The sequence below is a fragment of the Terrisporobacter muris genome (assembly GCF_024621905.1).
GTDB classification, from domain to species: Bacteria; Bacillota; Clostridia; order Peptostreptococcales; family Peptostreptococcaceae; genus Terrisporobacter; species Terrisporobacter muris.
Window position 1 is genome coordinate 1 of the sequence record NZ_JANKBY010000028.1, and the last position, 21595, is coordinate 21595.

Annotated in this window: 17 protein-coding genes; 16 read left to right on the plus strand and 1 reads right to left on the minus strand. The window is 30.5% G+C overall.

The window, feature by feature from the left end; genetic code table 11:
* Positions 1-152: 152 nt before the first annotated feature.
* From NSA58_RS04020 to NSA58_RS04030, 3 genes are all read left to right on the plus strand, one after another.
* Positions 153-1718, plus strand: coding sequence for an AbgT family transporter (locus NSA58_RS04020; RefSeq protein ID WP_039679093.1), 1566 nt, complete (start codon positions 153-155; stop codon positions 1716-1718).
* Positions 1719-1789: 71 nt separating this feature from the next.
* Positions 1790-2896, plus strand: a complete 1107-nt coding sequence (locus tag NSA58_RS04025; RefSeq protein WP_074429370.1) for a M20/M25/M40 family metallo-hydrolase — start codon at positions 1790-1792, stop codon at positions 2894-2896.
* A 45-nt stretch (positions 2897-2941) separates the two neighbouring features.
* Positions 2942-4276, plus strand: coding sequence for an amidohydrolase (locus NSA58_RS04030; protein ID WP_257560125.1), 1335 nt, complete (start codon positions 2942-2944; stop codon positions 4274-4276).
* A 120-nt stretch (positions 4277-4396) separates the two neighbouring features.
* Here the strand turns inward: NSA58_RS04030 and NSA58_RS04035 are convergent, their stop codons facing one another.
* Positions 4397-5683 (minus strand): transcriptional regulator, encoded by a 1287-nt coding sequence (locus NSA58_RS04035; protein ID WP_257560126.1) that lies wholly within the window; start codon positions 5681-5683, stop codon positions 4397-4399.
* 152 nt (positions 5684-5835) lie between these two features.
* Between NSA58_RS04035 and NSA58_RS04040 the strand changes: the two genes are divergently transcribed.
* From NSA58_RS04040 to NSA58_RS04100, 13 genes are all read left to right on the plus strand, one after another.
* Positions 5836-7872, plus strand: coding sequence for a transporter substrate-binding domain-containing protein (locus NSA58_RS04040; RefSeq protein ID WP_257560127.1), 2037 nt, complete (start codon positions 5836-5838; stop codon positions 7870-7872).
* The gene (locus tag NSA58_RS04045; RefSeq protein WP_039679088.1) at positions 7873-9231 is read left to right on the plus strand and encodes a sigma-54-dependent transcriptional regulator; all 1359 of its coding nucleotides are present in this window, start codon (positions 7873-7875) and stop codon (positions 9229-9231) included.
* Positions 9232-9680: 449 nt separating this feature from the next.
* On the plus strand, positions 9681-11108 hold the full coding sequence (locus NSA58_RS04050; RefSeq protein WP_074079979.1) for a Na+/H+ antiporter NhaC family protein: 1428 nt from the start codon (positions 9681-9683) through the stop codon (positions 11106-11108).
* A gap of 102 nt (positions 11109-11210) precedes the next feature.
* A complete protein-coding gene (gene ortA, locus NSA58_RS04055; RefSeq protein WP_139045009.1) occupies positions 11211-11519 on the plus strand; it encodes a 2-amino-4-oxopentanoate thiolase subunit OrtA in 309 nt (102 codons plus the stop codon).
* Between the two features lie 99 nt (positions 11520-11618).
* Positions 11619-13052, plus strand: coding sequence for a 2-amino-4-oxopentanoate thiolase subunit OrtB (ortB, locus tag NSA58_RS04060; protein WP_257560128.1), 1434 nt, complete (start codon positions 11619-11621; stop codon positions 13050-13052).
* Between the two features lie 237 nt (positions 13053-13289).
* A complete protein-coding gene (locus tag NSA58_RS04065) occupies positions 13290-13994 on the plus strand; it encodes a LytR/AlgR family response regulator transcription factor (RefSeq protein ID WP_074079978.1) in 705 nt (234 codons plus the stop codon).
* A 206-nt stretch (positions 13995-14200) separates the two neighbouring features.
* The gene (locus tag NSA58_RS04070; RefSeq protein WP_257560129.1) at positions 14201-16567 is read left to right on the plus strand and encodes a fibronectin type III domain-containing protein; all 2367 of its coding nucleotides are present in this window, start codon (positions 14201-14203) and stop codon (positions 16565-16567) included.
* Positions 16568-16914: 347 nt separating this feature from the next.
* Positions 16915-17295 carry a hypothetical protein gene (locus NSA58_RS04075; protein WP_039679083.1) on the plus strand — a complete coding sequence of 127 codons (381 nt, stop codon included), beginning with the start codon at positions 16915-16917 and terminating at the stop codon, positions 17293-17295.
* Positions 17296-17401: 106 nt separating this feature from the next.
* Positions 17402-17869 carry a VanZ family protein gene (locus NSA58_RS04080; protein ID WP_074079976.1) on the plus strand — a complete coding sequence of 156 codons (468 nt, stop codon included), beginning with the start codon at positions 17402-17404 and terminating at the stop codon, positions 17867-17869.
* A gap of 173 nt (positions 17870-18042) precedes the next feature.
* A complete protein-coding gene (locus tag NSA58_RS04085) occupies positions 18043-18444 on the plus strand; it encodes a GtrA family protein (RefSeq protein WP_052232917.1) in 402 nt (133 codons plus the stop codon).
* Positions 18445-18499: 55 nt separating this feature from the next.
* On the plus strand, positions 18500-20074 hold the full coding sequence (locus NSA58_RS04090; protein ID WP_257560130.1) for an AAA family ATPase: 1575 nt from the start codon (positions 18500-18502) through the stop codon (positions 20072-20074).
* Positions 20075-20119: 45 nt separating this feature from the next.
* Positions 20120-20809 carry a hypothetical protein gene (locus NSA58_RS04095; RefSeq protein WP_257560131.1) on the plus strand — a complete coding sequence of 230 codons (690 nt, stop codon included), beginning with the start codon at positions 20120-20122 and terminating at the stop codon, positions 20807-20809.
* A 441-nt stretch (positions 20810-21250) separates the two neighbouring features.
* Positions 21251-21595: NAD-dependent epimerase/dehydratase family protein (locus NSA58_RS04100; protein ID WP_330652536.1), on the plus strand; the 345-nt coding region annotated here is incomplete at its 3' end.

A 21595-nucleotide genomic window follows, 5' to 3' on the forward strand; every position in this document is an offset into this window, starting at 1 on the left:
AAAACACTTCTAAATATTAAAATTTTATATATAAATTAAAAAAATGTAGAAAAATGTATAAAAATGTATTGACTTCAAAAAGGAAAACGGTTATTTTATATTTAAGGACAAGTTATGGACATGACAAAAAAGAATTATGAAGGAGTTTGATTATGGAAGCAAATTTAAAATCACCACAAGTAAAAGAAGAAAAAGATAGTTTTTTTAACAGATTTCTAAACAAAATTGAAGTTATGGGAAATAAACTACCTGATCCAGTTACAATATTCTTAGGATTCAGTATAGTAGTTTTAATAGCTTCAAGTATAATTGCTAATACTGGAAATGGATTATCAGTTGTTCACCCAGGAACAGGAGAAACAATAGCAGTAGTAAACTTACTTAGCAAAGAACAATTACAATTACTTTTAGCTAGTGTAGTATCTAACTTCCAAGGATTTGCACCACTTGGATTAGTTTTAGTAGTTATGATAGGTGCAGGTATGTGTGACAAAGTTGGACTTATGGAAGCTGCTATAAAAGCATGTGCTAGTAAAATATCTGGAAAATCAGTTACTTTAGTAGTAATGATACTAGGTATGCTTGCTAACCTTGCATCAGATGCAGGAACTATATTATTACCACCACTTGCTGCAATAGCATTCTTAGGGGTTGGTAGACATCCACTTATAGGACTTTTCGCAGGATATGCAGCAGTTACTTTAGGATTCTCAGCAAACGTTATAATAAGTGTTGTTGACGTATTAGTGGCAAGTTTCACTATACCAGCAGCTCAAATGATGGATCCAAATTACACTGGAAATGCAACAATGAACTTATACTTTATGATAGCTTCAACATTCATATTAGCAATACTAGGTACAATAATAACTGAAAAGTTTATAGCACCAAGATTTGGGGAGTACAAAGGTGAAGCTAACCTAGATGTAAATTCAGATTTAACAAAAGAACAAAGAAAAGGTTTAAAATTAGCAGGATTTGCATTATTAGCATGTGTAGCAGTTTTAGTAGCATTATCAATAGGTGGAACTAATTCATTCTTAGCAGACCCTGAAACAGGAGATTTATTATCAAATAACGCACCATTTATGAAGGGTATGGTTCCAATAATGGCATTATTATTCTTCATACCAGGTATAGTTTATGGTAAAGTTACTGGACTTATAAAAAATGATAAAGATATAGTTTCTTTAATGGGTAAATCTATGGCTGACATGGGAAGTTACATAATACTTGCTTTTGCAGCATCTCAATTCTTAAAATTATTTGAACTTAGTAATCTAGGTATAGTTTTATCAGTAAAAGGAGCTGAATTCTTACAAAATGCAAATATAAGTGGAGTACCACTAATAATAGGATTTATAATACTATGTTGTATAATTAACTTATTCATAGGTAGTGCATCAGCAAAATGGGCTATAATGGCACCGATATTTGTACCAATGTTTATGATGTTAGGATACTCTCCTGCATTAACTCAAATGGCATTCAGAATAGGTGATGGTATAACTAACCCAATATCTCCATTATTTGCATACTTCCCAGTTGTATTAGCCTTTGCAAGAAAGTACGACAAAAATGCAGGTATGGGTACAATAATGTCAAATATGATACCGTTCTCTCTAAGTTTCTTAGTAGTTTGGTCAGTATTATTAGCAATATTCATGATGTTTGGATTACCACTTGGACCAGGAGCATTACCTACATACGCAATGTAATTTGAATAAATTTTAAAAAGGGCTGTGTTTTTTCACATGCCCTTGTTTTAAATAGATTAGGAGAGAAGATTATGTTAAATAAAGATAGATTAATTAACAATTTTATAGAAATGGTTAAAGTAGATAGTCCTTCTTGTAAAGAGCTAGAAATGGCTAAATTCCTTGTAAACTACCTTAATGAAAGAGGAATAGAAGCTAAAATAGACGATGCAGGAGAAGGATTTGGCGGAAATACAGGAAATGTAATAGCTCATATAAAAGGACAAGATAGCGAAAATCCTATATGTTTTGCTGCTCACATGGACCAAGTTATGCCATGCTTAGGAGTAAAGCCTGTAATAGATGGAAATTTAATAAAAACTGATGGAACTACTACTTTAGGAGCAGATGATAAAGCAGGAATAGCAGCTATATTAGAGGCACTTGAGTGTGTATTAGAAGATAAAGTTCCTCACAGGGATATATACTTATTATTCACAGCTTGTGAAGAATCAGGATTAAATGGAGCGAAAAACTTTAAATCAGAAAATCTACCATGTAAAGATGTGGTAATTTTAGATGCAGGTGGAGCAACAGGTGTAATAGCTTACAAAGCACCAGCTCAAGAAACTATAAAAGTTACTTTCCATGGAAAAAAAGCCCATGCAGGTATAGAGCCTGAAAAGGGTATAAATGCAATAGTAGTTGCTTCTCATGCTATAAGCAATATGCATATAGGTAGACTTGACGAACTTACTACTTCAAACATAGGTAGAATAGAAGGTGGAGGAGCTACAAATATAGTTACAGATGAAGTTACTTTCACTGCGGAAATAAGATCTCATGTACCAAAAAGATTAGCAGAAGAAATAGAACATATGAAAAAATGTTGTGTGGATGCAGCAGAAAAATTCAATGCAACTTGTGAGTTTATAAATGAAAATGCATATCCAAGTTTTGAGTTAAGCAAGGATAGCTATGTATTTAAATTAAGTGAAGAAGCAATAAGAAAAGTTGGTATAGAGCCAAATCCTATGATAATAGGTGGAGGAAGTGATGCCAACATTATAGCTAATTTAGGATATAGATGTGCAATATTAAGTGTTGGAATGTATGAAGTTCATACAGTTAATGAATATGTTAATACAGATGAAATGTACCAAGCTGCACAAATGGTATATCATATGATGGCTTTATAGGGTTTATATTGCCATAAAATTTTTAGAAAGACATGGAGAAATATAATGAACATAAATGAATTAAAACAACGTTGTTTAGAAGAAATAGACAAAAATAAAGATAAAATAATAGAAGCTGGGAGAAAGATTTATTCTACTCCAGAGCTTGGATTCAAAGAAGTTGAATCTACAAAAACAGCAAGCGAATTTTTCAAAAGTTTAGGTGTAGATATTAAGGAAAACATAGCAGTAACAGGATGTATGACTTCTTTAAATAAAGATAAAAATGGTCCTAAGATAGCTGTTATGGGAGAGTTAGACTCTGTAATGTGCCCTGAACACAAAGATGCTAGTGAAATAGGAAACATGCACTGTTGTGGTCATAACATACAAGTGGCTGGAATGTTAGGATGTGCTTTAGGTATTGTAGACTCTGGTGTTTTAGAACATTTAGATGGTCAAATAGACTTTATGGCAGTTCCAGCAGAAGAATGTATAGATTTAGAGTTTAGAAAAACATTACAGGACAAAAATGAAATCAAATATGTAGGTGGAAAACAAGAACTTTTATATAGAGGATATTTTGACAATGTGGACATGGCAATGATGTTCCATGCTCAAAATTTTGAAGATAACAAAAACTGCATAATAAAATCATACACAAATGGTTTTATTGCAAAATCAGCAACTTTTGTAGGTAAGTCTGCTCATGCAGGTATATCTCCACATTTAGGAGTAAATGCTTTAAAAATGGCAACACTTGCAACAAATAATATAGATTCTCAAAGAGATACTTTTAAAGATGAAGATAAAGTAAGAATCAGTTCAATAATAAATCATGGTGGAGATGTTGTAAATGTTGTTCCTTCTAGAGTAACTATGGAGTTTATGGTTAGAGCAGCTACAGTAGAAGCTATGATGGATGCAAATGAAAAAGTAAATAGATCTTTACACGCAGCAGCTTTAGCTCTTGGAGGTAAAGTTACAATAGAAGACTCCATAGGATTTTTACCATTAGATTCTGACAATACTATGGACTCAGTTTTCAAAAAGAATTTCGTAGAATTAATGGGTGGAGATGATAGTACAATAACAGATGTTGTCGTAACTGCTGGTTCTACTGATTTTGGTGATTTATCACAATTAATGCCAGTTGTTCACCCTTGGATAGGTGGTGTAAGTGGAGCTCTTCATACTCAGGATTACAAAATGGATGACGAAGAGTTAGCTTATATAATTCCAGCTAAGGCCATGGCAATGACATTAATAGATTTACTTTATGATGATGCAAAAACAGCAAAAAATATAATCAAAGGTTTTACGCCAAAATTCACAAAGGATAGTTATCTAGACTTTATGGAACAAAATACAAATACTTACACTTTTGATTATATGAATTAATTACCCCATAAATATAGAGTGGTTTAAGTATTATATATTAAATAATGAAAGATAGAATATTAAAAGGGCTCTCACATAAATGAATTGTGCAAAGCCCTTTTTTATTTTATAGATTTAGAATTAAAATAAAATCTCTGTAAGATTTTTAGGTCTTCCTTTGCCATGGCTAGTTTCCTTGGCAATAACTCGTCCCAAATCACAAGATATTATTTTCTGTAGAATTCTTCTGGCACTTCTTTCGCTTAAATCTAACAAATCAGCCAGCTCTTTTGAATCATATATATTGCTTTTTCTAGTTTCATTTAAAGCCATGATTTTAACAATAGATTCACAGCTAAGTCCAGTAGCTTCAGATATTTGTATTAGTTTTTCATCAGATACTTTAAGAGAGTAGTTTAACTCTTTTTCTTCACCTAAAGGTCCAATCATAGTATCATTCTCGTCTACCATATATATATGAGATGATTTGGAATCTATAGATTTAATCAGAGCTTTTCTTGCATTTGTTTCAGCTTGATAAGAAGTTGTACCTATTCCAAGACCTATGTTAAGATAAAAACCAATATTTTTAATATCCTTAGATAATTCCAATAACTTGTTGTAGTTTTCTTTATCGTAAATAGCACCTTTATTGGCAAATACTATATACTCATTACGGCCAAATGGAAATAATGAACCTTGGATACTTCTAACATAATTTATAATAAATTTATCCATATCTGATTTTTTTATCATATTAGAATAGTAGTATTCTATATCATTTTTATTATCTGAAAAACTTAAGATTTCCACTGCAATTTGAGAATATTGAGCTTTATTTAAGGCATATTTACTTTTTAGTTGTTTGTAGGCCACTTTAATTAAAGGGATAGTAGGTTCCAATCTATATACAGGATAGCCTTCTTTTTTTAGCTCGCTATAAACATCACTAAAACCAGTAATCATTACATCTGTTTTACCTTGATTATACAAATCTTTATGCCATTGAATAGCTTGGTTTTCATTTCTTTGTTCACTAAATGGATTACTATATAAGTTAGTAGGCTCAATGGAAAAATCTTTTATTATATCTTCTAATACTTCATTTTCTATAACGTCTATACTTATCTTGTCAAAGTTAGCATTATCTAACTTTATTTCCCATAAGGCTTTTACAATACTTGTACCACCCCTGGATACAAAATCATAAGGTTTTTTTATATCGTAATGCTCTTTTACATATTCACTTACAGCGCATCCAGTAAATAAAATGGCATCACATTCATTTTCACAATCAGCAATTACTTCTAAAGTGTCTTCAACTTTTTCTCTAATATATATTTTAATTTCCATGTGTGGATCTATCTCTTTTAAGCAGTCTTTTATTTTTGTACTTGAAAATAAAGGACCAATTATTCCTATTATCATTGACTTCACTCCTAATAATAATTTACGTCTATATATTATTTTACCATATATTGAAAACTATTATTAGATGGTTTGAAAAAATGCTATATAATTATATTGAGTATAAACTATATAATTATATTGAGTATAAAAAAGAAGAAAAAGGGGTTATTATGAAGAAAAAGATTTATATGCTAGGAGTTTTGATATTAATTTTCATATTAAATCTAATTAATTATATAGTAGAAACTCAATATGGTGTAAATTTAGTTGAATATTTTACTATATCAAAGCCATTAACAAAAGAGGAACAACAATGGTTGAAAAATCATGGAGATATAATTTATGGAGCAGATAAAAATGCACCACCTCTTAGATATGTGGATACAGATAATCAGTATAAAGGGATTTTTATTGATTATTTAAACTCTTTATCCATAGAAAGTGGCTTGCAAATTGAGGTAAGGCCTTTAGTTTGGGATAAGGCACTAGCAGAGTTAAAAAACGAAAATACAGATATATGTGATATGTTTCCAAGTACACAAAGGTCAAAAAATTATTTATTTAGTAATCCAATTTATAAGTTAAGAGGAGTTATTGTAACTAATGAGAGTAATAAAGATATAGCAAATATTGGGGATTTGAAAGATAAAACAATAGCAGTTCAGTTAGGAGACTATACAAATGAATTTTTAGAAGATAATGTGACAAATGCTAAGTATATTTATGTAGCAGATATAAATGAGGCTTTGAAATTATTAAAAAATGGAGAGGCTGATGCTGTAGTTGGTGATGAACCAGTTTGTAGTTATTTTATTCAGGAAAATAATTATAAAGATGATTTAAAAATAGTAGAAAAAGCAATATATGAAAATGATGTGGTTTTGGCAGTTCCTAAAAGTCATGAAATGTTAGTTAATATTATAAATAAGGGAATTTACTCTTTAAATAAAAATAACATAATGGAAAAAATGCAACAAAAATGGTTCGGTATTTCTGCAACCATGACTTATACAGGAGAAAAGGAAACTTATTCAGCTAAGATCGTACTAAGTATAATTTTTATTTTTATCTTATTCACATATTTATTTTGTTTGATTAATAGATCTTTGAAAAATGCAGTTACTGATAGAACAAAGGAACTTAATAGAAGTAAAAATGAGCTACAGGCAGCATTTGATGTTTTTAATAGGAATATTGTTATTGTAGATAGTAGAGGGCGTATTTTAAATGGAAATAGAGCTTTTTATGAGTATTGTAATTTTACAAAGGAAGAGTCTTCTAGCAAGAGGGTATATGAAATAGATGATATGTTTAAATATGTTTGGGAGACTATTGATGTGAAAAATAACAAAGAAATACCTTTTGAATTTAATTATAATAATAGAATTTATACAATTCATGTAAGAAATATAAAGGATATAGATCAGTTAAAAAATAATAAAGATGAAGAAAATAAAGCTTATGATATGCTAATCACAGTAGAGGATATTACAAATAGAAAGGCCACAGAAAAGCAATTGTTACAATCAGAAAAAATGGCGGCTATTGGTCAACTTGCTGCTGGTATTGCCCATGAAATAAGAAATCCTCTAGGCGTTATTAGAAATTACTGTTATCTTCTAAAAGGGAAAAATGCTAGGCAAAATGAGGAAATCTATCAGAAAAGTATAGATAATATTGAATTATCAGTAGAAAGAGCCAGTGGTATTATAGACAATCTTCTTAATTTCTCTGCTATTTCAGGAGATGAATTTAAAGAAATTAATATAAGAGAGTTTTTGCTTTCCATTTTACAACTTGAAAAAAAATCAATGAAAGAGATGAATATAGAAGCAACTTTATCTTGTGAAAATATATTTATTAATACTAATGAAGAAAGCTTAAAACATATTTTTATAAATTTAATTACTAATGCTGTTGACTCCATGCCAAATGGTGGAATTATAGAAGTTACTTGTATTAATAAAGATCCTGTTATACAAATTGATATTACTGATATGGGGATTGGTATTGAAAAACATAATTTAGATAATATATTTAATCCATTTTTCACAACTAAAAATCCAGGAAAGGGAACGGGATTAGGACTTTTTATAGTCTATAATGAGGTGGAAAAACTTGGTGGAAGTATTAAAATAACTAGAAGTGAAATAAATAAGGGGACAACATTTAGGATTGAAATACCTATAAAGGGGGATTTGATTTAGATGTATAAATTTAAAATACTTGTGGTAGATGATGAAGTACAATATCAAGAAGTTATAAATATGATTTTGCAAAGTGAAGGATATGAAACTAAAGTGGCCAATAGTGGAGAAGAAGCTTTAGAAATACTAGAAAAAGAGAAATTTCAACTAGTTTTAACAGATTTAAAAATGAATGGAATGGATGGAATTCATTTGTTGGAAGAAATAAAAAATAATTATGTGGATACTTATGTTATGTTAATTACTGGTTTTGGAACTATAAAAAATGCTGTGGAGGCAATGAAAAAGGGAGCTTTTGGATATTTTATAAAAGGAAATAACCCAGGAGAGCTTTTAAGGGAAATTGAAAAAATTAAAGTAGAGTGTGAAAGTGTTGAGAAAGTTGAAAAAGTAAATGATAAGTTTTTACTAGATACTAAAAACTATAATTTTAGAAAAATCATAAAAATTGCTCAAAAAGCAGCCAGTGCCGATGTAAATGTGCTTATAACAGGAGAATCAGGAACAGGAAAAGAAGTAATGGCTAGGTTTATTTATGAAAATAGTAAAAGAAAGAATGAAAAATTTGTGGCAGTAAATTGTCAATCTTTATCAAGTTCTTTGCTAGAATCTGAATTATTTGGTCATGAAAAAGGATCTTTTACAGGAGCAACGAATAGAAGAATAGGTCGTTTCGAAGAAGCACATGGTGCAACTTTGTTTTTAGACGAAGTGGGAGAAATTGATTTAAATACTCAAGTAAAGCTGCTTAGAGTTTTGGAGAATAGAACTATAGAAAAAATTGGGAGCAATAAACCTATAGATGTGGATTTTAGATTAATTTGTGCTACTAATAAGGACATTAGAGAGGCCATAGAAAACAAAGAATTTAGAGAAGATTTATTTTATAGAATAAATACTATTTCTATTCATTTACCATCATTGAAAGAAAGAAAAGAAGATTTACCAATGTTAATTAACTTCTTTCTGAAAAAATCTTCTGCCAAATACAATAAAAAAATTGTAAAGGTGGAAGGGGATGTGATGAATTATCTTTTGAATTATGAGTATAAGGGAAACATAAGAGAGTTGAAAAATATTTTAGACAGACTTGTGGTTTTATCAGACAATGGAATTATTCGAAAGGAACTTGTATCCACAAATGTTTTAGATAATAAAGAGGATGAATGTAGCAACTTTTTGAAATTGGAAGATATTAAACCTTTAAAAGAAATAAAACAAGAAGCAGAAGCAAATTATATAAAAAAGGTACTAGATAGATTTAATGGTAATATTACAAAAAGTGCTGAATATTTAGAAATTAGTAGAAGACAACTTTTTAATAAAATAGTGGAGTATAACGTAAAAGAAGATTTATAGTGTGAAAAAAATTACATACTTAGTAGGAAAAATATTTCCAGGTGGAAAAAAGTTGCACATTTATTTGATAAAATGTGAGACTTGCTGGAAGTGTTTTTCCTTTTTTACTTACTAGCATATTATAATACTCTTACGCTTGTGGAAAACTCCTATATCTAAGTAATAGAGATACGTTTGAGAAATAGTAAAAAAGTAAATTTTGAGCAACGGAGTTGCCTGAAGCGGAGCAAAGGCATCTCGTTGGCGATATGAGCGAAGCGAATTTTTTATTGTAAGTACTTTATACTTTATCAAAATAAAAACTAGTCAACTATAAGCATTTTATAGAATAATCCTTCAATTTTATTCAAAAATACATTATTTTCCAATAAAAACCAAAACTTGGCATATAACTTGCTTAAATATAAAGACAGATATAATAATCAATTATAAAATGGAGGGTTTTATATATGGAAGAGAAAAAGGCGCTTAAGTTTTATGGAGGAGGATGGACATCCTTTTTACCTTTTGGAGTATTTATAATCATAGCAATTTATATATCACTACTTAACGCCCCAGATATAAGGGGGATGTGGATTGGCGCATTATTAGGAATCATGGCAACATATTTCTTTGCCAAGGATAAACAAACTTACTGTGATACAGTAATAGAAGGTATGGCAGATCCAATAGCAGTAACACCAATAGCATGTTGGATATTTGCAGGTGTTTTTGCATCAGTTCTAAGAGCATCTGGTTTAGTTGAAGGGATAATTTGGCTTGCATATAACATTGGAGCTAGTGGAAGAATTTTCGTGGCAATTACATTTATAGCAAGTGCATTATTCGCAACAGCAGCAGGAACAGGATTTGGAACAATAGTTGCAGGGATGTCTGTATTATATCCAGCAGGTGTTTTACTTGGAGCAAACCCAGTTGTTATGGCAGGTGCCATAGTTGGTGGAGGAGCTTTTGGAGATAACTTGGCACCGCTTTCTGATACAACAATATGTTCAGCAGCAACCCAAGGAGCAGATGTGGGTGGAGTTGTAAAATCAAGATTAAAATATTCCTTGGTGGCTGGAGCAGCTACTTTAGTAGTAATTATGTTATTTGGTGGTGGGGGAGTAGCTCAAGATATTCCTTATGAGTTAGTTTCTCAATATATGAATCCAAAAGGATTGTTTATGTTAATACCAGCAGCTATAACAATTACTTTGGCAATTAAAGGCTATCATATAATAGCAGCAACAACTATAGGAACAATAGCAGCTGCAATATTTGGATGTGGACTTGGAATGATAAGCCCATCAGACTTGTTATTTATACAAGAAGGTACAGTTCAAGGTTTACTAGTAGATGGAATTGGTGGAATGGTTGATATTTGTATACTGGCTCTTTTAGTTTTAGCATGTGTTAGAATTATGCAAAAAGGTGGAGGAGATCAAGCCTTAATAGGTGTGACAGAGAAATTTGTACATACTGCTCGTGGAGTTGAAATGAGTATAGGAGGATTGGCGCTTGCAATGTCAGGAATAATGGGATTAAATGCACCACCAATCCTTGCCATAGGAACATCTTTTGCTAAGCCTTTAGGGGAAAAATATAAAATATCTCCATATAGAAGGGCGAACTTATTAGATGCAACAGCTTGTACATTAGTTTATTCCCTACCTTGGACACCAGCTTTATTACTTACTAAAAACTTGTCAGTTCAAGCTAGTGAACAATTTGGTAGTATGGTGCCTGCACTTACAACAACTCAAATGTCTCCATGGATAATTTACTGTTGGGCATTGCTTGTAGTAATGTTATTTGCCATGATAAGTGGCTGGGGAAGAATGTATGTAAATAGTAAAGGTGAAGAAGTAAAGACTTTAGCTGAAGCAGAAGCTTAAAAATTTAAGATGCTAATTAAACTCAGGGTCTATTCTGACAAATTATAGGCTTTGAGTTTATGAAATATAGGATGTCTAAATTGAGAAGGGAGATAGTAGAAAATGATTTTAGCAAAAAAAGGTGATTGGGTAGAGATTCAAGAAGTACTTTTGAAGCCAGAAGAAAGAGCACCTCAAGTACCAGATGATACAAAAGAAGTGCCTTTAGTTCAATGGATAAGAGGACTGATGATGACAGAAGAAGCAACTATAGGTGATGAAATAGAGATAGAAACTATAATAGGAAGAAATGTTAGAGGACAATTATGCGCAATTAATCCTAGACATGTACATGATTTTGGTGAACCAGTAAAGGAATTAATTCAAGTAGGAATGGAACTTAGAAAAGAGATTGAAGAGCTAAACAAATAAAATTAAAAATATAAAGAAAAGTTTATTTAATAAATATAAAGATATTAAATCTATTAAATTTTCTAAGAAAGATTTAATTAATGAGAAGGGGATGTAGATATGAAGGATATGTCTTACTTAGCCGTAATGGGTAGAAAAAATGACATAATGAAGCAAGCAGTAGGACTTGATTATAGTGTTTTTGAACATGGAAAGATAGCTTTTGACTATGAAAAAATGATGGCATCAGTTGGATATTCAATAGAAGATATAATAAAAATACAAAAAGAAACAAAAGTAGGAGGGACACCTTTAGTTGAACTTAAAAATATAACTGCTTTAGTTAGAAAATATTCAAAAGAAGGTAAGGGAGCTAGGATATTTGTAAAAGACGAAGCAGCAAATGCATCAGGATCATTTAAAGCAAGAAGAGCAGCTATATCTGTTTATCATGCTAAAAAAATGGGATACAAAGGTGTAATAGCAGCAACTAGTGGAAATTACGGTGCAGCTGTAGCATCACAAGCAGCTCAACTTGGACTAAAATGTATAATAGTTCAAGAAGTATTTGATTCTAAAAAAGTAGGACAACCAGAAATACTAGAAAAAACAAGAAAATGTGAAGCACTAGGTGCAGAAGTTATACAATTAACAGTTGGACCAGAGCTATTTTATACATTCTTAAAATTATTAGAAGAAACAGGATACTTCAATGCTTCTTTATATACTCCATTTGGGATAGCAGGTGTGGAAAGTTTAGGATACGAATTAGCTAATCAAATGATGGAAATGGAAGGTAAATATCCAGATGTGGTAGTGGCAACACATGCAGGTGGAGGAAATCTTACAGGTACGGCAAGAGGTTTAAATTTAGCTGGAGCAAAAGATACTAAAATAGTAGGAGCATCTGTTGATTTAAGTGGATTACACATGGCATCTGATCATGCATTTAACAAAAAATCTTTCACAACAGGTCATACAGGATTTGGTGTCCCATTTGCTACTTGGCCAGATAGATCTGACGTACCAAGAAATGCAGCGAGGGTTCTTAGATATATGGACAGATATGTAACAGTTACGCAAGGAGAAGTTTTCTATGTAACAGAAGCATTAGCTCAAGTGGAAGGAATAGAAAGAGGACCGGCAGGAAATACTTCTCTTGCAGCAGCAATTTCCATAGCAAAAGAAATGGATAAGGATCAAATAATAGTAGTACAAGAAACAGAATACACAGGAGCTGGAAAACACCCAATGCCACAGCTTACTTTTGCAAAACAAAATGGTATAGAAGTAAGAAGAGGAAATCCTGTTGAAAACATTCCAGGTAAGAATATAGTAATTCCTTGGAACATAGGTGATATTCAATCTAATGATTTAGATATGGATAGATTAAAAAATAATTTTATAAAAAATGCAGTTGTTAATAATAAGCTAAAAGAAATTGATGAAGAAGATATAGCTTATTTGATGGAGGAAGTAAATAAAGACCGAGATTTTGTTGTGAGACGTTTGGAAGAACTAGGCGTAAAAGTTATAAATAAAGTTACAGTTTAGGTATCAATACCCAATTAACTATATACTCTCTGTAAAAACCCATAAACCAATATGATAAAAAGCTCTCAGATAATAGGCTTATTGAGAGCTTTTTACTACTCTCATGTTATTTATTGATGAAAATTATAGTATTTTTACTAAAAAAAGGGAATAAAAAACTTTAAGAGAATATTAATACAAGTAAAGAAAAAATATCCTAGGGGTAGTGATTATTTTTGTATAAGGGGGGGGATTAAATTGGATATTGCCATATGTGACGATGATAAAAATATCTTGCAATATTTAAAGCAAAAAATAGAAATTATATTAGAGGACAATTGTGAAATTACAACTTTTGAAAACGGGTATGATTTAATAGAATATATAAATAGTGATATAAGTAATCCAGATATTATTTTTATAGATATAGATTTAAAAGATCATTTGGGCATTGATATTGCGAAAAAAATTCAACAAAAATTTAATAATATAAAGATCATATTTATAACAGGGAATGCATCTTACGTGGAGGATATATTTGAAGTTGAAACTTTGGATTATCTTACAAAACCTATAAATGAAGAAAAACTAAAAAAAGCTTTAAATAAAGCTATGGAAGTTATAAAGGTCAATAAAGAAGAAATTTTAAATATAAAGATAAAGAAAGAGGTTGTCTCAATTAATTTAAATGATGTGAATTATATGGAAAGCCATTTAAGAACTGTTATAATCCATTGTGATAAAATCAAAAAAACTATATACAAAAAATTAAACGAAATAGAAAATATTTTACCAGAGAAATTTATAAGATGTCATCAAAGTTATATTGTAAACATGGAGAAAGTAAATATTCTAACTACAAATAAATTCATTTTAAAAAGCGGTGATAAAGTTCCTGTTAGTCAGTCTAAATATAAAGATACAAAGGAAAAATTTTTGAATTATTTGGGGGATAGTATATGAGATTGGGATATTTTCTTACATAATTAACTTTGTAATTGTTGTAGGAAACTGTAAATGGGAAATAGGGGCATTAATTGAAAATTAGTGTTCCTTTTTGTTGTGCAAAAAAATAGACATAAAAAGGAATTTTGGTCAAATAGCAGAATAATTAAGAATGAGGAAATTTTACTCCAATTTTAAAAATATATTATTCTGGGGGATATGATATGAAAGGTTTAAAGAAAACAATAAGTTTATTTTTATGCTCCTTACTGATTTTTAACTTAATCTCAATAGGAGATTTTAATATTTTTGCAGAAAATTTAAGTTCTGCTTATGAAACAAGTCCAAAAGTTATTTCTATTGGAAGTTCAAAAGATGAACTTCAGGTTATAGAAGAGGAAGATGGAAAAGTAGTAAATCCTTTGTACCAAGGAGTGAATGTAAAAACCTACTCGCCAAAATCTTCAGTAACACCATACTCAACTAATGTTTTTTATACAAAGAAAGATGCTGCAAATTATTTAAGAAGAGAGATGGTAAAGAGAAGTGGAACTATTGAATTTACAATAAAGCAGAAGAATTATAGCACTTTATATGCAGACTTATTTGCCATGGCAGTAGAAGATAATGCCAACGCTAATTCCAGTGAAGGAGACTATCTTTTTAGACACTGGAGTAATTTTTATGTAGACTGGAATGACAGTAAGTCAACTGAAACTAAATTTATTTTTCAAATGGAATATCTTTCTACTTATAAACAAGAACAACGTGTGGACTACGAAGTAAAAAAAGTACTAGATGAGTTAGATGTTTACAATGCAGATGAATATACTAAAGCTAAGTCTGTACATGATTTTATTACTGAAAATATAGTATATGATTATGATTTAACGAAATTCTCTGCCTATGACGGTATTGTTTCAAAAAATGTGGTATGCAATGGGTATGCAGCTTTAACATATAAAATGATGAAAGATTTGGGATTAGGTGTAAGATGTATCACAGGTTATGCAGGCAGTGACTATCATGCATGGAACATTGGAAAAATAGGGACGAAGTGGTACAACATAGATAATACTTGGGATGCTTCCAACGGCGATGATAATTATGTTTATTATACATATTTCCTGAGAAATAATGTAGAATTCGAAGACCACAAAAGAGATTCACAATTTACTACAAAGGAGTTTAATTTAGCTTATCCAATGTCAAAGACTTCTTACAAAGATGTTGATTATTATGGTGAAAAATTCTCTTTAAATAAGCTACAAAAAACAATAGGTATGGGAAAGTCATTTAAACTATATGGAATTCAACTGGATTATAATGATGAAATTCAGTCTTTTAGCAGTAGTAATGAAAGTGTGGCAAAAGTAGATTCAAAAGGAAAAGTAACAGGTATAAGTTTAGGTCATACAACAATTACAGCTACAACTAAAAAGGGTAAAAAGGCAAGTTGTAGTGTGAAAGTTAGATATGATATTAATGATTGTAAAATTACAAAAATAGGAAATGGAGAAAAATTCATATCCTACAGTGGAAATTTAAAACCAAGTATTACAGCTACATATGATAATAAAATTCTTGAAGAAGGCAAAGATTATTCTTTAGATTATGGAGAAAATATATCAAGTGGAAAAGGAACTATAAATATAGTAGGCATAGGCAGTTATACTGGTCAAAAAATGGCAACATTTAAAATTTATCCAAGTAAAGTTTCTGGGGTAAGAATTTTAAGTAATACCACTGATTCTTTGAAAGTTAGATGGGACAAAGAATACGGTGTAACAGGTTATAGAATTTACAGATCTACATCAAAAGATGGAAAATATACTAAAGTAGCCACAGTTTCCAATAAATCTTCAAATACATATACAGATGGAGGACTAATTAGTGGTAAAACATATTACTATAAAATAAGAGCATATAAAACAGTGGGTGATGAAAATCTTTATGGCGATTATTCAAATGTTTTTTATGGAAAAACTAAATATCCATCACAGGTAAAAAATCTAAAACAGAATTCATCTTATAAAACTTTAATTAAATTGAGTTGGGACAAAGCTAGTTATGCCAGTGGATACAGAGTATATAGAGCAACTAGTAAAGATGGAACATACAAAAAAATAGGAGAACTTAGTGGAGGAACTAATAATAATTTTACAGATAAAAATGTATCAACAGGAAAAACATACTATTATAAAGTTAGAGCCTACAGAAAAGTTGGGAATAGTAGGGACTATGGTTCATATTCTACAAAATTAAAAGCCAGCACAAAATGTAACACACCAGTTATTACAGTATCTTCAACTTCATCGAAGAATACAGGAAATACAACTAAAACAGGGAAGGTAAAAATTAGCTGGAAGAAAATCACTGGAGCTTATGGATACGCAGTATACAGAGCAGACAGTAAAACAGGTAGTTATAAAAAAATAAAAACTGTCACAAGTGGTTCCACTTTAAATACTACAGATGAAGGTTTGAAAACAGGAAAAACATATTATTACAAAGTGAGAGCCTACAGAACTGCCGACTGCGGCAATATATATAGCTACTACAGTAACGTAAAAAACATAAAAGTTAAGTAGAAAACTTTGCCCAAAGGGAATTTGAGCAACGGATATATCCGAAATTTCATGGCGCCCACATAGTGGCTTAAAGTGGTAACGAGGATATATCGTTGACGATATTACCAAAGGAAATTTTGAGCAACGGATGTATCCGAATTGATAACGAGGGTATATAGTCGACGAGGTGACCAAATGAAGTTTTGAACAAGGTAATTTTTGAGCAACGGATTTGCCTGAAGCGCTAGCGAAGGCATATCGTTGGCGATATGAGCGAAGCGAATTTTTTAATATATATTTATATAATCATATTGTTATGATTTACCTCCAACAAATGATATAATGTATTTGGACAAGGAGGGGATAATATGACGGGATTATATACGGATTTAATTATAGGCATACTTGCCATTGGCCTAGGTTATGCAACACTAAGATACAACCTAGGGCGCTACATAATTTTTGTTAATGAGAAAAAATATGATAATAAGAAAGTGGCAAAAGTAGCAGGAACTCACATTATGGCGTATGGATTTGTCTCAATTATATTACTAGTTGCCAGATATTTTACCATGGGAAATAAGGTGGGGAATGCATTAGACAAAGCAAGCATAGCAGTGTTATTTATAATAGGTGCATTTATGTACTACAACATACGTAAGTCTTGCAAAATTGTGAAAACAGAAGAACCAGATAAAAAAGGTATACATAAAAAGAAGAAAAAGAAAAAAAAGAAGAAGAGAAAATAAGATTTTCATATTCTTGATAAAGGACTATCTCAAAAGAGATGGTCCTATTTTTGTACAAAAATATAAAAATGGACTATAATATAATTTGAGAAAGGAGAGAATAACAGTGAAAAAAAGTATTTTCGCCGTGTTGCTTGTAATTTGGATGGCATTTATATTTTCAATGTCATCACAAAATTCAGAAGTATCATCAAATACAAGTGGAGGCACTATTAAAATGATTTTATCGGCAGTGCCGAATTTTAATGAGCAACCAGAAGAAGTTCAGGAAAACGTAGTGGAAAATCTTCAATTTATAACGAGAAAAAGTGCTCATTTTATTGGATATATGATACTGGGGATTTTATCAATACTTACATTTTTACAATTTGAAAAAATAAATAAAAAGCCTCAGTTTGCATTTTTACTATGTGTAGTTTATGCTATTTCAGATGAAATTCATCAACTTTTTGTACCAGGAAGAGCAGGACAAGTGAGAGATGTGATGATAGACTCATCTGGAAGTTTTGTAGGTATTGTATTAGTGTTATTGTGTATAAAAGTTTTAAAAGGAAGAAAAAAATTAATAAAATAAGTATTAAAATATAATAATAAACAAAGAATTAATGATATAATTCACAAAAATATTAAAAAAGTATTGAAATATAATGATATATCAAATAATTAAGAATGAAATTAGCATAAAAACTGCAAAATAAAAGATAACCATAAAGAATAGTCAAATCATTAAAAGAAGGAGACAGTTTTATGGATAGAACTTTTATAAATATTAAAGATAGAGGTAATTTAGTTGAATTTGTGAAATATGCCATTGTTGGGTGTATTAATACTGCTGATTACTATTTATCTTACTTGGTTTTTATGGATATATTTAAATTTGCATATAGAATTTCATTTGTTTTGGGTTATGTAGTTAGTATCCTAGGATCTTATTTTTTGAATACTTATTTTACATATAAACAAAAGCCTAGTGTGAAGAAGTTTTTAATTTTTCCACTAACTTATATACCTAACTTTATTATTCAATATTTAGGAATAATTTTGTTGGTGGATAGGCTAAATATGAGTAGTAAGGTGGCACCAGTGATTACAGCAATAGTTGCCACTCCAATTACTTTTTTTGTTATGAAATATGTAATAAAAAAATGAAATAAAACACCCATCTTGGAGATTGGGTGTTTTGTTGTACTGTGGAGGTGATTTTATGGAAGATAGGATTGTGAAGTTGAAGGGGCTGGAGTTGGAAAACTTTAAAAATGTAAAGTATGGAAAGATTGACTTTAAAGAAGATAGAGAGACAGGAAAGATATCTAATATTTTGGGTATTTATGGTCAAAATGGCTCAGGTAAAACTTCTGTAATAAACGCTCTTTATCTTTTTAGAATGGTGATTTCTGGACAAAAGTTAAATCCTAATTTTTGCAACTTTATTTCTTGTGAGAAGAACTCAGCAGCCCTTGGATTTGAATTTAGGATAATTGATAAAGGTGAAACTTATAGGGTCTTTTATAAATTTGAGTTAAGAAAAACTTATAAAAGTGGAGCTTTTCCAGATGATTTAAGTATGGAATATAATGAAATGCTAGATTTAAGTGAAAATATTGGCAATAATGTTGAATACAATAAAGTTACGGATATTAATAATAACAGTGAAATGAACTTAGAGAAGGACAAAGTTTTAGGAATGGATGAACACAGAATTATAAGTGTACATGATGACAAGGATATAACTGTTGAAGTTTTTAGGGAGAAGTTGAGCTATTCCAAATGGGAAGAAAATCAGTGGAGAAAGAGTATCACCATCGTGGATTATGATATGGATGATGAGGACTATACTTTTAGACCCATAAAGAATTACAGAGAAGCAGCAAACTCTACTGATAAAAAGGTGGGGCTTGGTATTGCGAAAGGACTTTCTCAGGAAAATTCCACATCCTTTATTTTTAGTCCAAAGACCTTCTCACTTTTGCTAACATCTTTTGCAAAAACTAGCCCAGAGAATAGTAAAATTCTAGCTATTTTAAGAAACTTTGCAATATTTAACATCTTTGTTATACAAAATGATGAGTTGGGAGCCATAACAAGTAATAGGATGATACCTCTTAGTTTTATGTTGGAAAACAAGAAGGTAAATATGAGAGGTAATATTGGACTAAACTTATTTGGTTTATCTGTTATTGATATGGATAAACTGGAGACAGTGAAGAAAATTTTGGAACAAATTAACGTGGTGTTGAATACTTTAGTTCCAAAATTAAAGATAGAAATAAAAAATTATGGTAAGGAAACTTTAAGTAATTCAAAAGAAGCATTTAAGGTGGAGCTTTTGTCAGTGAGAAATGGAAGAAAGATCCCTTTAAAGTACGAATCTGACGGAATCAAGAAAATTATTTCTATTTTAAGTGTTTTAATAGGAATGTATAATAATGAAAATATTTTAGTTGCTGTGGATGAGTTGGATGCAGGTATTTTTGAATATTTATTAGGAGAAATTCTTGAAATTTTAAGTAAAAGTGCCAAAGGACAGTTGATTTTTACATCTCATAATCTGAGAGCTTTGGAAAAATTGAATAAAGAGCTTGTTGTGTTTACGACGACAAATGAAAACAATAGATACATAAGTTTAAACAATGCAAAAGTTGGCAACAACCTTCGTGATTTTTATTATAGAGGTATTATGCTTGGTGGACAGAAAGAAGACTTGTACGATGAGACTAATAAATATGAGATAAACTACGCTTTTAGAAAGGCATGGATGCTTGGAAATGGTAATAGTTAAGATGAAAAGAGATGAGGCGAATAGACATGGCAGGGATAACAGCAGATGATGAAGACGAAGAAAATAGTACTATTTATAGTAGAAGGAATCACCGATGAAATGTCTCTGAGTTTAATTCTTTCAAAATTAGTACAAGACAGCAGTGTTCAATTTCACGTAATAAATCAAGATATTACAGCGGATTTTAATTCAAACTGTCAAAATATTATTAGAAAGATTGACAGCCAAGTAAAGAAATTTTTAGCACAGAATAATGGTTTAAAAAAAACAGATATAAAAGAAATAATTCACTTAGTTGATACAGATGGGGCTTTTATTAAGGAAGATTTTGTTAAGGAAGATATGAATCAGGAAAAAACTTTCTACACACATAATTCCATTGTTACAAATAAAAGAGATTTGATTGTGGAGCGAAACCAAAGAAAAAGCGGGATTTTAAATAAACTTTATCAAACTAGCCATATTGGGCGAATTGGCTACAAAGTTTATTTTTTCTCATGTAACCTGGAACATGTGCTTCACAATTGCCAAAATACAGCTTATGAGAAAAAACGTGCATATTCTTATGATTTTGTGGATAAATATGTGGGTCAAGAAAGTGGCTTTGTGGACTTCTTAAGCGAGAACGACTTTACTACTCCTGGAGATTATAAGGAGACTTGGCAGTTTATCAAAGAAGATTGTAACTCTTTGAATAGATATTGTAATTTTCATCTTTATTTTAAAATGAATTAATAAAGTGGCTTAGCTTAAGTCACTTTTTTAATTCATGTCGCCAACGACTTATCTTTGAGCAACGTGTTGGCGAATAATTTTGCTACTGCTTTAAGCCACTGTGTGGGCGCCATGAAATTTCAGATAAGTCCGTTGCTCAAAATGAATTAAGAAAGTATATTTGAACAACGTGTTTGCGAATGGTTTTGCTATCGATTAAGGCAACAACCTTGTTCGAAATAGACATGAAAAGTGGACAACCTTGGGGAGGTTGTCCTTTAATATTAAATAATATGTAACTTAAAGAATGGACTATATCATATAGTTATCATTCGAGCCTAAAATAATTATAGTGCAAAGAAATTAAAAATGTAACAATATTCATATTATTTCTTAAAAAAAATAACCTTTGCAGCAATGGATACAATGAGATATGAAAATAATAAGTCCTCCCTGGAATAGATTTTCGAAAAAGAAATGTTTGATGTTGTTATAAACTGTGCGAATGAATCTGATATAGAAAAATATGTAGATTTACAAAATATTTTTACGATAACTAATATAATAGGCACTCAAATATTGCTTGATGCGAGTGTAGAATGTAATGTAAGTAGATATCATCAAGTTTCTACTATTGAAGCATATGGTGAATTATGTAACAAAAAGATACCTTCATATTTGGCATCTAGATTGGCTGGAGATTTATTAGTTAAAGTATATAATAATAAGTATGGTTTAAGAGCAACATTATCTAAAGAGAAGGTAGATGAAAATAATATAGAAGAATATTGCCAATGTATAGAAAAG

Excerpts from the sequence above, each read along its gene's own strand:
- NSA58_RS04020 (WP_039679093.1), top strand. The coding sequence starts at position 153 with ATGGAAGCAAATTTAAAATCACCACAAGTAAAAGAAGAAAAAGATAGT.
- NSA58_RS04025 (WP_074429370.1), top strand. The coding sequence starts at position 1,790 with ATGTTAAATAAAGATAGATTAATTAACAATTTTATAGAAATGGTTAAA.
- NSA58_RS04030 (WP_257560125.1), top strand. The coding sequence starts at position 2,942 with ATGAACATAAATGAATTAAAACAACGTTGTTTAGAAGAAATAGACAAA.
- NSA58_RS04035 (WP_257560126.1), bottom strand. The coding sequence starts at position 5,683 with ATGATAATAGGAATAATTGGTCCTTTATTTTCAAGTACAAAAATAAAA.
- NSA58_RS04040 (WP_257560127.1), top strand. The coding sequence starts at position 5,836 with ATGAAGAAAAAGATTTATATGCTAGGAGTTTTGATATTAATTTTCATA.
- NSA58_RS04045 (WP_039679088.1), top strand. The coding sequence starts at position 7,873 with ATGTATAAATTTAAAATACTTGTGGTAGATGATGAAGTACAATATCAA.
- NSA58_RS04050 (WP_074079979.1), top strand. The coding sequence starts at position 9,681 with ATGGAAGAGAAAAAGGCGCTTAAGTTTTATGGAGGAGGATGGACATCC.
- ortA (WP_139045009.1), top strand. The coding sequence starts at position 11,211 with ATGATTTTAGCAAAAAAAGGTGATTGGGTAGAGATTCAAGAAGTACTT.
- ortB (WP_257560128.1), top strand. The coding sequence starts at position 11,619 with ATGAAGGATATGTCTTACTTAGCCGTAATGGGTAGAAAAAATGACATA.
- NSA58_RS04070 (WP_257560129.1), top strand. The coding sequence starts at position 14,201 with ATGAAAGGTTTAAAGAAAACAATAAGTTTATTTTTATGCTCCTTACTG.
- NSA58_RS04075 (WP_039679083.1), top strand. The coding sequence starts at position 16,915 with ATGACGGGATTATATACGGATTTAATTATAGGCATACTTGCCATTGGC.
- NSA58_RS04085 (WP_052232917.1), top strand. The coding sequence starts at position 18,043 with ATGGATAGAACTTTTATAAATATTAAAGATAGAGGTAATTTAGTTGAA.
- NSA58_RS04090 (WP_257560130.1), top strand. The coding sequence starts at position 18,500 with ATGGAAGATAGGATTGTGAAGTTGAAGGGGCTGGAGTTGGAAAACTTT.
- NSA58_RS04095 (WP_257560131.1), top strand. The coding sequence starts at position 20,120 with ATGATGAAGACGAAGAAAATAGTACTATTTATAGTAGAAGGAATCACC.